The 15,042-nt window shown below is 66.9% G+C and carries 12 protein-coding genes; 3 read left to right on the top strand and 9 right to left on the bottom strand.

The genetic code is table 11. The annotated features are described in order from the left end of the window. Positions 1 to 7: 7 nt before the first annotated feature. Both cyoB and cyoA read right to left on the bottom strand, forming a co-directional pair. On the bottom strand, positions 8 to 1,978 hold the full coding sequence (gene cyoB, locus VHS75_RS03800) for a cytochrome o ubiquinol oxidase subunit I (RefSeq protein ID WP_329637274.1): 1,971 nt from the start codon (positions 1,976 to 1,978) through the stop codon (positions 8 to 10). Then, positions 1,978 to 2,883 carry a ubiquinol oxidase subunit II gene (gene cyoA, locus VHS75_RS03795; protein ID WP_329637273.1) on the bottom strand — a complete coding sequence of 302 codons (906 nt, stop codon included), beginning with the start codon at positions 2,881 to 2,883 and terminating at the stop codon, positions 1,978 to 1,980. Before cyoA ends, cyoB begins: the two co-directional genes overlap by 1 nt. 456 nt (positions 2,884 to 3,339) lie before the next feature. Between cyoA and VHS75_RS03790 the strand changes: the two genes are divergently transcribed. Both VHS75_RS03790 and VHS75_RS03785 read left to right on the top strand, forming a co-directional pair. Continuing rightward, positions 3,340 to 3,987: a sensor histidine kinase gene (locus VHS75_RS03790; protein ID WP_329637272.1), complete on the top strand. Its 648-nt coding sequence runs from the start codon at positions 3,340 to 3,342 to the stop codon at positions 3,985 to 3,987. A gap of 33 nt (positions 3,988 to 4,020) precedes the next feature. Beyond that, entirely contained in the window at positions 4,021 to 4,632 is a 612-nt protein-coding gene (locus VHS75_RS03785) for an isochorismatase family protein (RefSeq protein WP_329637271.1), read from the top strand. Positions 4,633 to 4,636: 4 nt separating this feature from the next. Here the strand turns inward: VHS75_RS03785 and VHS75_RS03780 are convergent, their stop codons facing one another. From VHS75_RS03780 to VHS75_RS03770, 3 genes are all read right to left on the bottom strand, one after another. After that, a complete protein-coding gene (locus tag VHS75_RS03780) occupies positions 4,637 to 5,518 on the bottom strand; it encodes an AraC family transcriptional regulator (RefSeq protein ID WP_329637270.1) in 882 nt (293 codons plus the stop codon). A gap of 236 nt (positions 5,519 to 5,754) precedes the next feature. Next, the gene (locus tag VHS75_RS03775; protein WP_329637269.1) at positions 5,755 to 6,792 is read right to left on the bottom strand and encodes a helix-turn-helix transcriptional regulator; all 1,038 of its coding nucleotides are present in this window, start codon (positions 6,790 to 6,792) and stop codon (positions 5,755 to 5,757) included. Between the two features lie 142 nt (positions 6,793 to 6,934). Then, positions 6,935 to 9,874, bottom strand: coding sequence for a TonB-dependent receptor (locus tag VHS75_RS03770; protein ID WP_329637268.1), 2,940 nt, complete (start codon positions 9,872 to 9,874; stop codon positions 6,935 to 6,937). Between the two features lie 396 nt (positions 9,875 to 10,270). On the opposite strand from VHS75_RS03770, the gene VHS75_RS03765 reads away from it, so the two are divergent. After that, positions 10,271 to 10,747 (top strand): PaaI family thioesterase, encoded by a 477-nt coding sequence (locus VHS75_RS03765; RefSeq protein WP_329637267.1) that lies wholly within the window; start codon positions 10,271 to 10,273, stop codon positions 10,745 to 10,747. A 6-nt stretch (positions 10,748 to 10,753) separates the two neighbouring features. Here VHS75_RS03765 and VHS75_RS03760 read toward each other — a convergent pair whose 3' ends face one another. From VHS75_RS03760 to VHS75_RS03745, 4 genes are all read right to left on the bottom strand, one after another. Next, on the bottom strand, positions 10,754 to 11,632 hold the full coding sequence (locus tag VHS75_RS03760) for a FecR family protein (protein ID WP_329637266.1): 879 nt from the start codon (positions 11,630 to 11,632) through the stop codon (positions 10,754 to 10,756). 115 nt (positions 11,633 to 11,747) lie between these two features. After that, positions 11,748 to 12,221: a sigma-70 family RNA polymerase sigma factor gene (locus VHS75_RS03755; RefSeq protein WP_329637265.1), complete on the bottom strand. Its 474-nt coding sequence runs from the start codon at positions 12,219 to 12,221 to the stop codon at positions 11,748 to 11,750. Between the two features lie 217 nt (positions 12,222 to 12,438). Then, complete coding sequence (locus VHS75_RS03750; RefSeq protein WP_329637264.1) at positions 12,439 to 13,278, bottom strand: AraC family transcriptional regulator; 840 nt, start codon at positions 13,276 to 13,278, stop codon at positions 12,439 to 12,441. Between the two features lie 170 nt (positions 13,279 to 13,448). Then, positions 13,449 to 14,648: an AraC family transcriptional regulator gene (locus VHS75_RS03745; protein WP_329637263.1), complete on the bottom strand. Its 1,200-nt coding sequence runs from the start codon at positions 14,646 to 14,648 to the stop codon at positions 13,449 to 13,451. Positions 14,649 to 15,042 lie beyond the last annotated feature (394 nt).

Below are 15,042 nucleotides of genomic sequence, written 5' to 3'. Positions count from 1 at the left end.
ATCGCCTCTAGTTCTTGACGCGGAAGACGTTGGCCAGGCGGTCGGACCGGGCGACCTCGGCCGCCGGAATGCAGATTTCACCGTGCTCTCGCCAGGAGGAGGCGATCAGGGCGCAGAGGCCGCCGACGAGACCCATGAGCGCGAGCCACCAGATGTGCCAGACCACCGCGAAGCCGCCGATCGCCGCGAACGCCGCCAGGAAGAAGCCGACCGGCGAGTTCTCGGGCAGCCAGATGTCCTCATAGGCCGCACGCCTCGTGCCCGGTCCGGCGGACTTGCTCGCCCAGAAGGCGTCCAGCCCCTCCACCGCCGGAACCACCGGAAAGTTGAAGGCCGGCGGCGGCGACGGCAGCGACCACTCCAGGGTGCGCCCGTCCCAGGGATCGCCGGTGAGGTCACGCCGCTCGTTCCGTGTACGGATACTCACGACCAGCTGCGCCGCCTGCAGGCAGATGCCGGCGAGGATCAGGAACGCGCCGCCGCACGCGATCAGGATGTACGGGTCCCAGGCCGGATTGTCGTAGTGGTTCGTCCGGCGCGTCATGCCCAGGAAGCCCAGGACATAGAGCGGCATGAAGGCCAGGTAGAAGCCCACGAACCAGCACCAGAAGGCGGCCTTGCCCAGGCGCGGCTCCAGGGTGAAGCCCCACACCTTCGGGAACCAGTACTCCAGGGCCGCGAAGCAGCCGAACAGCACGCCGCCGATGATCACGTTGTGGAAGTGGGCGATCAGGAACAGCGAATTGTGCAGAAGGAAATCGTTGGAGGGGACCGCCAGCATCACCCCGGTCATGCCGCCGATCACGAAGGTGACCATGAAGCCGACGGTCCAGAGGACGGGCGGCTCGAAGCGGATTCGGCCGCCATACATGGTGAAGAGCCAGTTGAACACCTTCACCCCGGTCGGGATGGCGATGAGCATGCTGGCGATGCCGAAGATGGCGTTGACGTCAGCGCCGGCCCCCATGGTGAAGAAGTGGTGTAGCCAGACCGTGAAGGCGAGGATGGTGATGACCAGGGTCGCGGTCACCATCGAGCGGTAGCCGAAGAGCGGCTTGCCGGAGAAGGTGGCGATCACCTCCGAGTAGACGCCGAAGATAGGCAGCACCAGGATATAGACCTCCGGATGCCCCCAACCCCAGATGAGGTTGATGAACAGCATCGGACTGCCGCCGGCGTCGTTGGTGAAGAAGTGCATGCCGAGATAGCGGTCCATCATCAGCAGGCTCAAGGTGACCGTGAGGATCGGAAACGCAGCGATGATCAGCATGTTCGAGCCGAGCGCCGTCCAGGTGAAGACCGGCATCATTCCGGCCTCCATGCCAGGCGCGCGCATCTTCAGGATCGTGGTGATCAGGTTGATCGCCGACAGCAGCGTGCCAATGCCGGAGAGCTGCAAGGCGACCAGGTAGTAGTCGACGCCGACGCCTGGACTGAAGGGAAGCTCGGAGAGCGGTGGGTAGGCCAGCCAACCCGTGCGGGCGAACTCGCCGATGCCCAGGGCGATGTTCGGCAAGAGCGCGCCGGCCGCCGTCATCCAGAAGCTGATTGAGTTCAGCACCGGGAAGGCCACGTCCCGCGCCCCGATCTGCAGTGGCACGATGATGTTCATCAGACCGACCACGAAGGGCATGGCCACGAAGAAGATCATGATCGTGCCGTGCGCGGAGAACACCTGATCGTAGTGTTCGGGCGGCAGGTAGCCGAGGTGTCCTCCCCCCGCGAGCGCCTGTTGCGTGCGCATCATCAGCGCGTCGGAGAAGCCGCGGATCAGCATCACCAGGGCGAGCAGGACGTACATCGTGCCGATGCGCTTGTGGTCGACGGAGGTGATCCACTCCTCCCAGAGCCAGCGCCAGCGCTTGAGGTAGGTGATCAGGCCAAGGAGACCGAGGATCCCCACGATGAGCACGCCGATCGTGCCCATGATGATCGGCTGGTCGAAGGGGATGTCGTGAAGGGTGAGCTTGCCGAACATCAGAGGGTCCCCTTTGCACGCCGCGGAGCGCACATGACGCCGTTCATCGCCGACGTGGGGCGAAGCGCCGACGAAGTGGCCGCGGCCACGGCATGATCGAAGAGGCCGGTGTCGACGGCGCCGAAGCGCGTCGGGGCCGCAACCGCGTGGGTGGCGGCCAGGCCGTCATAGGCCGCGTTGTCGAGGTGGCTGGGCGAGGTCCTGGCGGCGGCGATCCATCTGTCGAACCCCGCCGCATCGGTGGCGCGGACCGTGAAGCGCATGTCCGAGAAACCGTCGCCGCTGAACTGGGCCGACAGCCCACGGTAGTCACCAGGCCGGTCCGCCTGCAGCGACAGGCGCGTCTGCATGCCGGCCATGGTGTAGATCTGGCTGCCAAGCTGGGGCACGAAGAACGAGTTCATCACCGTGCCGGACGTCAGCCGGAAGTCGACCGGCGTGCCCGCCGGGACCGCCAGCTCGTTGACGCTGGCGACCCCATAGTCGGGGTAGATGAACAGCCACTTCCAATCGAGCGACACGACCTCGACGCGGATCGGCTTTCGATCGGACTTGAGCGGCCGATAGGGATCCAGATCGTGCGACCCGCTCCAGGCCAGGGTGGCGAGAAACAGGATCAACAGGACCGGCACCATCCAGACGGTGAACTCGATCTTCCCCGAGTAGCTCCAGTCGGGCCGATACGCGGCGCGGCGGTTCGAGGCTCGGAACCACCAGGCGAAGGCCAGGATCATCGCGATGACCGGGATGACCACCAGCAGCATCGCCCCGACGGTTTCCCAGAGAATCTGATTTTCGGCGCCGCCGATCGGACCGGCAGGCGCGAGGACTCCTTCGTGGCAGCCGCCAAGGCCCGCCGCGAGTGGCAGGAGCGTGGCCGGGAGGACAGTCCGCGGGGTTCTCATGCGTGAGCCCGCAGCCTGATGAGGAGGATCGGGGCCGCTGGCCACGGACTGTCACTATTCGGACAGTAGAGGTCGGCGAGGATCCCCGGGTCCAACCGAGCGCTGGCGAGCGGCGGAGGTTCCGGCTCCCGGACGAACGGCGGCGCAATGCCCATCTGGCGCAAACAGCGACCAGCGTAGAAGCCTTCCGGAAAGTGGCGCACGGCCTGTTGCCTCCGAGCTGACGGCGAGATGCGCGTCATCGGCCAAGACCATGCGCGGGCCGGCGGCCGACCTCTTGGCCGAAGGCGCTCTTCTTTGTCCGGAAGTCGTACGACCCGTCGCGGCCGTGAGCCTTTCGGCGCCGAAACGGCAGCGCCTAAACGTCCCAAGGGGGTCCTTAACCGACAAGATCGCCGCGGCGTTCGGCTCCAAGGTTCAGCTCCCAGTCGGCCCTATGGGGTCTGGAGATCCACCATGCAGATTGACGCGATTTCATCATCCAAAGCATCGCCGGAACCGCAGCCGCTGCTCCTCGTGAATGAGATCTCCCACCGCGTGTTGAACGAATACACACACGCTATCACGACGCTCGCGATGGCCCGGGCTGGCGTCACCGACATCACCGCGCGGAGCGCCCTGGCGGCGGCTGAGGGACGGCTTCGCGCCTGCGCCAACGTGCACCGTGCGCTCAGGCCCCCGCCGGGCGGCCGACCGCGCGATCTCGGGGCGTATCTGGAGACGGTGTGCGTGGCGCTCACCTGCGCGAGCCTCAGGGAACGGGGTGTCCACCTGACGCTCATTCCCTGCGACGTCTCCCTGGCGGCGGACCGCTGCTGGCGCGTGGCGCTCATCACGGCCGAGCTCGTGCACAACGCGGTGCGGCACGCCTTCGACGAGGGCGGCGGGCGAATCATCGTCGAGGTGGAGAACCTCGGCTCCACAATCCTTTGCCGCGTTCGCGACAATGGGCGGCCTCCGTCTCCCTGTCCTCCGCAAGGTTCGGGGCGCAGGATCGTCGAGAGCCTGACCCAGGCTCTCGACGGACGGATCGCGTGGTTGTTCGAACCATCCGGAACCACGGTCGTCCTTCGGATTCCGTCCGACTCCACGACCCTTGACTGATCGAAGCGTCGCGACGCGCCCTGGGAGGTTCGATTGTCATATCCTGACCCGCTCACCGACCGCCTCTTGACGGCGGAGAACGCCGTACTCCTGATCGTGGACTTCCAGCCGCCGCAGATCAGCACCGTGACGACGATCGACCACGTGCGGCTCGTCGAGAACGCCGCCATGATCTGCCGCGCGGCCAGACTGTTCCGGCTGCCGGTCATCCTCTCAACGTTGAAAAGGCGCGACGACGGCGGTCCGCCCACTGTCCCTGAGATCGCCGACATCGTGCCGGACGTCCCACCGATCGTGCGCACGACCCTCAATCCCTGGGAGGATGAGCGCTTCCTCGACGCCGTGACCGCCACAGGCCGACGCAAGCTGGTCTTCGCCGGCCTGTGGACTGAAGCGGTCCTGACCTTCGCCGTCCTTTCCGCCATCCAGGATGGCTACGACGTCTACACGGTCCTCGACGCCATCGGCGGCACGTCCGACCTGGCGCACGCCGCTGCGCTCAATCGGATGTCCGAAGCCGGGGCAAACCAGACCAGCTGCGTGCAGCTGATCTGCGAGCTCCAGCGCGATGTGGGACGGACCGCGACGGTTGACGAGTTCCTCAGCCTTCTCCGCGCGATCAAGGGGCCGGCCTGGGTCGCCTAGCAGCTCACTCCGAGAGATACTTCCGCCACGCGCCCGGGCTGAGCCCGACCCGGCGCGTGAACACCCGGGTGAAGTGGCTCTGGTCCGCGAAGCCGCAGGCCAGGGCGATCATGGAGAGGGATGAACCGCGCCCTCGCAGCATCGTCTTCGCCGCCTCGACGCGGACATGCAGCAACCAGGCGTGGGGCGCGAGTCCGGTCGACCTCCGGAATGCTCGGGAGAAGTGGCTGACGGACAGCCCACAGGCCCCGGCGATCTCGGCCAGGGACGTCGCGCCGCTGAGATCGCCGGCGAGCATGTCCTTGGAACGTTTCTCCTGCCACGGCGCGAGCCCGCCCTGGACGGGCCTCGAGTGGGCCTGCATCCCGCCGTAGGTCTGGGCGATGTGTGCCGCGACAGCCAACGTCACGTGATCCGTGAACAGGCGGCTGACCTCGTTGGGCGCGCGGACGGCGGGCAGCAGCGACAGGCCAAGGTTCCGGATCGTCTCGTCCAGGACACCGACGCCCGGATCGTATCGCAGCTCCTGGATGCGAGGGACGTTGGCGTCGTCGGCGAGCGCGTCGAGCGTGGACTGCGGCAGATAGAAGAGCAGCGAATGCATGGGCTTGTCGACCAGCACCCTGGGGCTGCGTCGAAGGTCGTGAACCAGGCATTCGCCGGCGCGGACCGCGCGCTGAACGACCTCGCGGCCCTCCTCCCAATAGGCCGTATCGGGTAGGTCGCGCATAACGAGCGATATCGAAAAGGCGTCCTCGCAGGGAATCGGATCGGACAGGCGACCGAAGGGCTGATCAATGCGCACGTCCGTGATCGCGATCTCGGCCCGCTGGAAGGTGCGCGTGACGATGTGAGGCGCGTCCTCGACCCCGAAGCGCTCGCTCAAGCGTCGGCCGTAGGCGCCAGAGCCGGGCTGGGAATCGCTTGACGTCATCTGCACAGCGTTCACCGCAAATCAGCGTCCCAACCGCCCGCAAAACGCCCGCGGGTTCGACCCACGCGGTGGCGCTCTTGCGTTTGGAGCTTTCGCTTAAGGGACGCGACATAGTCGTCGCCCGCTGGCGCCTCGGCCAAGGTTGGCTTCGGCCAGAAGGGCGGTGGAATTCGGCCAAGCGGACCGGATCACTCCGCAAGGTATTTGCGCCACGCGCCCGGGCTGAGACCCACCCGGCGGGTGAAGACGCGGGTGAAGTGGCTCTGGTCGGCGAAGCCACAGGCCAGGGCGACCATGGAGAGCGAGGGCTCGCGCCCTCGGAGCATCGCCTTGGCGGCCTCGATGCGGGTGTGCAGCAGCCAGGCGTGGGGCGCCAACCCGGTCGATCTGCGAAACGCCCGCGAGAAATGGCTGACGGAGAGCCCGCAGGCCCAGGCGATTTCGGAGAGCGGCGTCGCGCCGGTGAGATCGCCCGCGAGCATGTCCTTGGATCGCTTTTCCTGCCACGGCGCGAGCCCGCCCCGGATGGGCTGCGAATGGGCCTGCATGCCGCCGTAGGCCTGGGCGACGTGGGCCCCCAGGGCCAACATCAGATTGTCCCTGAAGAGCCGGCTCACCTGGTCGGGCGCGCGAATGGCGGGTAGCAGCGACAGGCCGAGGTTCTTGACCGTCTCGTCCGCAACGCCGACGCCCGGGTCGTAGCGGAGGTCGGCGATACGGGGAACGTTGGCGTCGTCGGCAAGCGCGTCGAGGGCGCACCGCGGCAGGTAGAGGAACAGCGAGTGCAGGGGCTTGTCGACCAGCACCCTGGGGCTTCGCCGAAGGTCATGAACCAGGGACTCGCCGGCGTGAACCGTGCGCTGACCAACCTCGCGGCCTTCCTCCCAGTAAGAGTTGTCGGGCAGGTCGCGCAGGATCAGCGAGATCGCGAAGGCGTCCTCATACGGTATGGGATCGGACAGGCCGCAGAAGGACCGATCGATGCGCACCTCCGTGACCGCGAGCTCCGCCCGCGGGAGGGTGCGGGTTACGAAGTAAGGAGCGTCGTCGACACCGAAGCGCTCGCCCAGGCGTCGCCCATAGGCGCCGCGCTGGGCCTTATTGGAATTCGTCGCCACCGGAATCTCCGCGAGCGGCGAAGGGCGCCCCAGCGAAGCCGGACCGACGCCGATCGGCAGGCTCGATCGGCGCCGCGGCAGGTCAAGTCGGTCTTCGATGGGTCTCATCGGTCCGCTCCGTCCCAACTGACTCAGAAGACGCGGCGGAAACGAAAATCCTCATCGAGCGAACGTCGTTGTCAGTGGCGGTGCGTCCAGCGTCGGCGAAGGCCGTGGCGGCGGCGCGAAGATCGGCTCGGGGCCGCGCCGGCTAGAGGGCCGTGCTCAGAGTCAGCACGAAGCGGCGCTGGCGCGGGTCGCCGTAGCGGCTGAAGCCGGGACGGTTCAGATTGCCGGACCCGAGGAACTCGCCGAGGCTGAAGCTGCTTTCGCGGGGCGGCATCTGGTCGAAGACGTTGACGATGCCGAAATCGACTTGGATCTCCCGAGGCGCGCCGGCGAGGTCCACCCGATGGCGCCAGTTCGCGTGGAGGTCCACATAGGTCTGCGGGGAAACCCATGGGCTGCCCTCCAGCGCCGCGGTCTCCGAAATCACGAAAGCCGGGGCGTCGGGCAGGAAGATTCGATAGCGTCCGAAATACTGGACGTTCGCGCCGAGGGTCACCGCCCCGAAGGTCCAGTCCGCGCCCGCGTTGGCGCGCACCCTGAGCGGATTTTCAAAAAAGTCGACGCGGTCCACGTCGGCTTGAAAGGGCGCCGACTGGACATTGCGCAGGTAATAGGTCCCGTCGCCGTACAGCCGAAGCCGGCCGCCGAAGAACGGCCTGCGCCACTCCAGGCCCGCATCGATGGTATCGACCGTAAGCCCCGCGCCGTTCTCCGCACTCACATCGAGGACGGTGATGGGGCCGCCGGTGAAGCCCCGGGCCCGGTCGGCGTCGGTCAAGGGGCCGCGCGTCACGCGCTGGGGCCAGAAATCCTCATGGTCAACGACCAGTTGATCCGGCGGGGTGAACACGTCGCCGGTCTTGCGGATTCGCGAATAGTCCACGGTCAGGCGCGGACCGTCTTCGCCGAACGGGGTGACGATGGCGCCGAGCGCCATCGTGCTCGCCCGTATCGTGTGCAGATCGGGCGATCCACCGCGCTTGACGACCATAGGACCGGCGATGCTGGCGCCGCCGCGCTTGGGATCGCCCGCCGCGACACCGGTGACATTGGCGCCGATGGAAAGGACGCTCTGGACAAGATCGGCCGAGGGCGGCGCCGTTTCGCCGGTGCTATAGCTGCCGCGCAGGGTCAGCCATGAGATCGGCGAGACCTTGGCGCCGGCCGTGTAGGTCGTGCCCGAGAACCGGGCGTGAAGCCTTTCGGTGGTGGCCGGCGCCTGCGGGGTCCGCGCGAAGTCGTCGGTCTCGGTGTCGTTTCGCAGCGCGAGCTGCACCTCTAGCCCCCTTAGCACTGGAGAGGGCGCCGCCTCGTCGAACACGCGCGATCGCAGCTCGGCGTAGAACGACGTCGTCGCGTCCCGCCGCGAGGCGATCGGGCCCGACGACCCCGGAAACCCCATGATCAGCTGCGTGTACGCCGGAACGTCCTCGATCCGCCGTTCCGCGAGCAGCGTGAGAGTTGCGGGGCCCGCCGAGGTCTTGAAGACGGGGCCGGCGAGCCGCACCGAGACGTCGCTGAAATGGTTCTCGACGGCTTCCGATTGGACGGAGCTCTGAGGGTTTGCGCCGACCACGGCCTGGAAGTCGGCCCAGCTCCCGAACGGAGCTGCGTTGGGTGTAAGAAAGGGCACTGCGGGCAATACTCTGACTTGCGTAAGAGCGAACCGCGCCCCGCCGATCGCGACTTCGCCCGTTCCCTGCCAGTCCCGGGGCAAGGGTGCGACCGCGCCCATGGTATAGCGCGCGCTGTCGAAGCTCTGCTTCTCGCTCAGACTGCTCTGAGAGATCGGATAGAATATCTCAATGTCCTGAAGGAACGGGTCTTGAGGACCTGGAGACAGGCCCGCTTCGCCGGTATCCGTGTGGCCGCGGGACGCGCCGCGGTCCTGAAGCATCACGGCGTCGAAATAGACCTGCAGACCGCCGTCGAACCGATGCCGGACATTGGTCAGCAAGGTGAAGGTCTGGGGATTTGACCCAATCTCGGTCGCGGCCAGTCCGTCGGAGAGGCTGCTGCCAAAGCGCCCCGCGTTTGCGATGAGCGCGGCCGCCACCTCCGCGGGCGCGCCGGACGATCCCCCGGGCAGGAAGCTGAAGGGGGAGCTCAGCGTTGTTCCGCCGTATTGCGGCTTGAGGATGAGGTTGATCCGGTTGTCGTCCAGATTGACGACGAAGAGCCCGTTTGCGATGGGGCGCAGGCTCAGCAACAGCTGTGGCGACAGGCTGGCGCTCAGCTTGTCGTCCTCGGTCAGATACGATCGCCGGTCGCTCAGCAGGGGCTGGTAGCCCGAGGCGCTCCCGTAAAGCGACACCTCCGTCCGCCCCTCGTCCAGGCTGAAGCTCGTCCCGCCTTCGACCTGCAGCTGGTCCGCATCCCCCCGCGAGGTGATCCCGCCGGTCACGTGCAGCTCCGGCCCATGCTGCGGGCGGGCGAGCACGACATTGACCACGCCCCCAAGGGCGCCGAAGCCATAGATCCCGCCCGCCGTGCCGGTCAGGGTCTCGACCCGGTCGATCGCATACCTGGGAATGGCGTTGATATCGGGCTGGAAGAAACCGGACACGGGCATTGGCGGCGCCGGCATCCGCCGCCCGTCGATGAGGATCAGGGTGTCGCCCGGACCCAGGCCGCGCAGATCGATCTGGGAGTTGGTCGCGCCGTTGGTCTGTAGACTGGGCGGGATGGCGTCCGCATCGGCCGGGACCCGGCTCCGAAAGTACTGGTCGAGGTTGTCGCGGTCCGCCTCCACGACCTGCACGCCGGTCGCCACACGATAGGGCTGGATGTCGGTCTCAAGGCGGCGAATGTCGGCGTTCTGGCTACGCCGGCCGATGACCAGGATCTCGGGCACCGTGACATCCGGCCGCTCAAGCGGCGCCGGAGCCCGCCGTTCTACGATCAGGGCGCCGGACGCGGCGCGCCGCAAGGTCAGGCCCGTGCCCTGCAGCAGGCTCAGGATCGCCGCATCGGGCCTCATGGTCGCCCGGAGCGGCGGCGCCTTCAGTCCGTTCACGGCGTCGTGGTCGAACAGCAGGTCGGCGCCGGTCTGTCGGGCGACATCCTGCAAAGCGTCGCCCAAAGGTTGTGCTTTGGTGTCTATACGCGTTGCACTAGTCTCCGCGAGCGCCGGACAGGTCATCGCCAGGGCGGAAGTCGAGATCAGGATTAAGGCGGCGCGTTTGACCAATCACCCAACTCCAGAGAGGGCGATCAATTGACAATACGCTTGGCGATACTCTTCCCCCAACCTGCCTCAGCGTAGACAAGTATACAATACCATTGGCCGCTCTGACTTGATCCGGACTAGATCGCAGGATTTGGATGCGCTTGCTCCTGAAGGCGCCCACGTGAAGGCAGACGGGCGTGTTCCCGAAACCAAAGACCGCAAGAACGTCCCAGACGCGACAGCAGCTGCCAAGACGACGGCCTGTTTGGACGTCACGTTGGGCCAGGCGAAGAACCCGGAACGCAGGCTATGGAATACGGCATCGTACCCATCGACGTGATGGCATCGATGTCGGGGCTCGATTTTGTCCGCGCGATCTTCGCGAGACGATTTCCGGAGCCGCCGATCATGCAGACGGTCGAGCCGTTCGACTGCACGGTCGAACCCGGCGCTGTGGTGATTCACAGCGTGCCGGGGCTGCGTCATTACAATCCGATCGGCTCGGTGCATGGCGGCTATGCCGCGATCCTCTTGGATTCCGCCATGGGGCTCGCGGTGCAGAGCACCTTGCCCGCGGGCAGTTGCTACACCACGCTGGAGTTCAAGCTCTCATTCATGCGCGGCATGAGCGAGACGAGCGGCGTGGTCCGCACCGAGGGCCGGGTGCTCAATGCCGGCCGCCGCGTCGCGACCGCCGAGGCGCGCATCACCGATGCAAAGGATCGGCTGATCGCCCATGCGACGACGACGTGCCTTGTGATCGAGTTGCCGAAGGGGAGCGGCTGAAAATCCTCATCCCCCGCGGACGAGTTCGATCTGGTTTGCGCGGCGGACCGGCTTCAGCCCGTAGAGCTCGGCCAGGGTCTGAGCAAAGCGGTCCGCCTCGCCCGCGCGGAACTGGCCCGACACCCGCATCGACGCGACCGCGGGATCTCCGATCACGATCTGATCCTTGGAATAGCGGTTCATCACCGCCGCCGCCTCGGCCAGCGGCTGGTCGTCGAAGCTCACAAGGCCGGTGCGCCAGGCGACCGCGTTGGCGGTCCTCGCGCCGATGGTGCGAACCGTGTCCCGGCCGGATCGTTCGACCAGTTGCTGTCCGGCCTCGAGCATGACCGTCCCGGCGGCGCGATCGGCGGAAGCGACCTTCAGCCGGCCCTCCTCCAGGGTGACGGTCAGCGCGCCGGCGGTGAGGTTCACGTCGAAGCGCGTGCCGACGGCGACCACGCGACGGTCAAGGGCGGCCACCGCGAACGGCCGCGACGGATCGTGCACGACGACGAAAAAGGCGCGCCCGCGCGTCAGCTGAACGGTCCTTCGATCGGCGGCGAACTGGACGATGGCGACGCTGTCGGCGTCCAGGGTCATGCCGCCGCCGTCCGGCAGCCTGATCTGCTTCACCTCGCCGCGCGCCGATACGTATTGAATCGCCGGCGCGGAAACCGGCGCTCGATGACCAGGCCCCTGCGCGAAGTAGAGGCCCGCCCCAGCGGCCACCAGCAGGCTCGCCGCCATGGCCGAGATCCGCCGCCAATCCGACCAGACCCGCGGACGTCCGGCGAGCGCGTGCCGGCGCATCGCGGCGAGGATCTCGTCGCCTTCGGCCTCCTCGAACGCCCCCCATGCGCGCTCCGCGCTTTCAAGCGCGCGCCGATGCTCGTCGCGCGCCAACCACGCCTCAAGTAGGGCCTGCTCGCTGTCGGTCAGCCCATCTGCCCGCCGGGCGACGAACAGGGCGGCCGCCTCGCCCGCGGGCAGCGCCCCAAGTCTCTCGGCGGTCAGCGCTTCATGAACCATGGCGCGCCTCCATTTCCGCGGCGAGGTGCTGGATCGCCCGCACCAGATGTTTTTCCACGGCGCTCACCGAAATTCCGAGGCGCGTGGCGATCTCCTTGTGCCTGCAGCCCTCCAGCCTGCGCAGGATGAACACCGTGCGCGTGCGTTCGGGCAGGGACAACAGGGCCGCGGTCGCCGCACGCAAATCTTCCTTGCCGATAAGGACGCGCTCCGGATCGATTTCCTCACCGCCATGCAGCTCGTCGTCGAGGGGGACGTGCAGCGCGGCCATGTGCGAGGCGCGCCGACGCGCCCGGTCCGCCATCACGGCAAAGGCGGTTTTCATCACATAGCCGCCCAGATGCTCGACCGGCTCAGTGCTGTCGCGCGCAGCGATGCGGGCGAACACATCCTGCACCATGTCTTCGACCTCGGCCTGCTCGCGCACGCGGCGAGTGAACCAGCGGACGAGCCAGGACCGCACGGACCCAGCTTCCTGCGTCAGTGTGGCGCGACCGACAGGGATTTCCTCGGCGCTGTGCATATCGGCGTTATTTGTTCACGAGTTTAAGCAGGTTGCCAAATGCGCCCGTTGCATGCGGGAAGCCGAGCTTGGATGCGCCGACCAAGGACGATCCCGACCTCATCGTCGGCTCCACGCCGTGCGCCTTGCCGATCCTTGCACAGGCAGCGCGACGGCTTCAGTCGGAGAGACACTTCCGCCAAGCGCCCGGGCTGAGGGCCACCTGGCGGGTAAAGACGCGGGTGAAGTGGCTCTGGTCGGCAAAGCCGCAGGCCAGCGCGATCATCGAGAGCGACGCCTCGCGCCCTCGTAGCATCTCCTTGGCGGCCTCGACGCGGAACTTCAGCAGCCAGGCGTGGGGCGCGAGCCCGGTCGATCTCCGGAAAGCCCGAGAGAAGTGACTGACGGACAGCCCGCAAGCCATGGAGATCTCGAAAAGCGATGTCGACCCGGTGAGGTCGCCGGCGAGCATGTCCTTGGCGCGCTTCTCTTGCCACGGCGCGAGACCGCCCTGGATGGGGCGGGAACAGGGCAGCATCCCGCCATAGGTCTGGGCGACGTGGGCCCCAAACGCCAACGTCAGATGGTCCATGAACAGCCGGCTCACTTGGTCGGGCGCCCGAACTGCGGGCAGCAGCGACAGGCCAAGATTCTTGACCGTCTCGTCGACGACGCCGACGCCCGGGTCGTAGCGCAGGTCCGAGATACGCGGAACGTTGGCGTCGTCGGCGAGCGCATCCAGGGCGGTCTGCGGCAAGTAGAGGATGAGCGTGTGCAAGGGCTTGTCGACCAGCGTCGCTGGACCTCGGCGCAGGTCGTGGATCGCGCACTCGCCGGTGGAGATTGTCGCCCGGCGGACCTCGCGGTCATCCTCCAAGTAAACATGGGAGAGGTCGCGTAGGAACAGCGACAACAGGTAGCCGTCTTCGCGCGGTATCGGGGCGGAAACCTGGCCGGAGGGCCGATCGATGCGCATTTCCGTGAGTGCGATCTCGGCCCGCTGGAGGGTGCGCGTCACAATGTACGGGACGTCCTCTTCGACGCCGAACGTCTCGCTTATGCGCCGCCCGTAGGCGCCCCCGCCTTGCCGCAGCGCAGCGGAGGAAGTCACGGCCGCAACCCGCGCGAGCTCCCCATGGGGCCGCGAATTCGGCCAGCGCAGAGCCGCGATCGCATTTGGAGTCCTCCCTAAAGGCTCCGCCTTGATCGTCGCCGAGGGCGTTCCCGGCCAAGGTTGGGTTCGGCCACAATGGCTGTGGAACGCGGCCATTCGGCGCTCGCCCGGGCAACCTCCCCGGCTCCGCTGCGCGCAGCCCGGAACTGTTGGGGTGTGGCCGAGGTCCAGCGCCGAAACGCCTGTCGGAAATTGGCGGCGTCGCTGAAGCCAAGGGCGTAGGCGATATCCTCGACCGTCATGTCGGTCTCGCGCAGATAATTGATCGCCACGTCGCGGCGCAGTTCGTCCGTCAGTTGACGATAGGAGGCACCCTCGTCCGCGAGCCGCCGCCGCAACGTCCTCACGCTGGTGCCGAGGTCCCGGGCGACGTCCTCCAGGCTCAGGTTCCGCATCAGATTGGTCAGCAGCAGATGACGGACGGTCCCGACGATGCCCGCGCGCCGCTGCAACTCGTCGACAAAGCGATCGCAGACCTCGAGCACGGCGGCGTAGGTCAGGGCGTTGCCGAGGCTGGGGCGGTGATCGAGGCGCCTGGCGTCGAAACGGAGCTGGTTTTGCGGCTGGCGGAACCGAACCGGGGCGCCAAGGACGCCGGCGTAGGCGTTCGGATCGGACGGCGCCTCGAAGATCACACGCAGCTCGCTGGGCGCGAATTCGGGACCCATGATGTCGCGGTGGAGGGACGTGTGGATTCCGAAGTACATCTCCACGACCTGGCGGTAGAGCGAAGCGTCCATTTGTGGATGTGACTTCGGCTCGAGCGTCCAGATTCCGAGGCCGTCCTCCTCGGTGAAGGCCATGTCGACGAGGGGCGCCGCAAGCTGATGGTAGCGCTCGGCGAACCGCATCGTCTGTCGGAAGTCCATACTGCTGAGCATGGCGAAGCCGTACATTCCGTAGGTCGACATGTGGAAATGAAGGCCAATGCGGTAGGCGAACATCGGGTCCGACGAGAGCCGGACGGCGTTTCGCAAGCAGATGATGACCTGGGTCAGGCTCACCCGCGTCGCGGGGTCGGCGGCCTCCAGTTCGGAGAGCCCCACCGCCGCTAGAGCGTGGCTCGCCACGATCCCCTCGCGGGCCAACGCATCCAGCATGACCGCGATCTTCTGGGCGGGGTAGACCCTCTCATCTGCGCCGGGGGAATAGATTCCGGCGTCGCCGGCGCCTGGAAGCTTGAGCGCAGCTGCAGAAGATATGGAGGTCGGCATCTCCGATCTCTCCTTTGGCCGACGCCACGCATCGCCGCCCGTGAATTGACTGATTGCGCACCCGGCCAATTACGCCGGCCTGGACGAGACATAGTCCGGCGGCGGACGGGCTAGCTACCCGTGTTCGCGGAAACATAGCAGTTTCAGACAAAAGGCGCCATTTCCGCGCCCTCCGAGTCAGCGTGACCGCGTTCCACGCGGGCGCCTGTCCTGGACGCGTCCAGTGGCGGCTTTGAACAATCGACGGATGTTCCGCGCAAGCCGCGGCGGCCGCCCCGTCCGATGATCGGGCTCGGTCGGACATCCTCCCCCCGTTCCGACCGAGAAGGCTTCATATGCCCCGAAGCCTTCCTAGGGGGCGGCCAGTCTCCCCGGCGCGCCGCCCCCTCCCCGG

It is taken from the genome of Phenylobacterium sp., assembly GCF_036264965.1.
In the GTDB taxonomy this organism is placed as follows: domain Bacteria; phylum Pseudomonadota; class Alphaproteobacteria; order Caulobacterales; family Caulobacteraceae; genus Phenylobacterium.
This window is presented reverse-complemented; position numbering and strand designations above follow the sequence as displayed.

Coding starts and splice junctions, on each gene's coding strand:
- cyoB (WP_329637274.1), bottom strand. CDS start 1,978: ATGTTCGGCAAGCTCACCCTTCACGACATCCCCTTCGACCAGCCGATC.
- cyoA (WP_329637273.1), bottom strand. CDS start 2,883: ATGAGAACCCCGCGGACTGTCCTCCCGGCCACGCTCCTGCCACTCGCG.
- VHS75_RS03790 (WP_329637272.1), top strand. CDS start 3,340: ATGCAGATTGACGCGATTTCATCATCCAAAGCATCGCCGGAACCGCAG.
- VHS75_RS03775 (WP_329637269.1), bottom strand. CDS start 6,792: ATGAGACCCATCGAAGACCGACTTGACCTGCCGCGGCGCCGATCGAGC.
- VHS75_RS03765 (WP_329637267.1), top strand. CDS start 10,271: ATGGAATACGGCATCGTACCCATCGACGTGATGGCATCGATGTCGGGG.
- VHS75_RS03745 (WP_329637263.1), bottom strand. CDS start 14,648: ATGCCGACCTCCATATCTTCTGCAGCTGCGCTCAAGCTTCCAGGCGCC.